At 67.4% G+C, this 380-nt stretch carries 1 protein-coding gene; it reads right to left on the reverse strand.

The annotated features are described in order from the left end of the window. The coding region (locus A3728_RS22390; protein WP_150120807.1) for an Lrp/AsnC family transcriptional regulator at nt 1–118 on the reverse strand (118 nt) is incomplete at its 3' end. Nucleotides 119–380 lie beyond the last annotated feature (262 nt).

A 380-nucleotide genomic window follows, 5' to 3' on the forward strand; every position in this document is an offset into this window, starting at 1 on the left:
GCCGGGCCTGCACGGTGGTGCGCGCAAGGCCGAGCAGCCGCGCGAGGTCCGCCACCGGCTGGCGCGCATTGGCCTGCAGGGCCGAAAGCAAGCGGCGGTCCGTTTCGTCGATCTGCATGGTACCTCTGTCGATATGCCGTGAAGTTCGCAGCAAATCGGCGTTATGCCAAGCGATTTCGACCTGCGCGCGGGCCAGAATGGTCGAAAGAGACAATCGCCCGACCAAGCAAAGAGGCATCCCATGCGCAGAGCAGACCCCCTTCATTCCTCCCCCGCGGCCCATTTGGCGGCAACGCGCCCGGATCATCCGGTGCTGCATTTCGCCCCCGCGGTGCTGCAGGACACCGCCGCGGCCTTCCGCGCCGGGTTCCCCGGTCTCG

Origin of the sequence: Sulfitobacter sp. HI0040 (assembly GCF_001634885.1) — a bacterium.
Classification (GTDB): domain Bacteria; phylum Pseudomonadota; class Alphaproteobacteria; order Rhodobacterales; family Rhodobacteraceae; genus Sulfitobacter.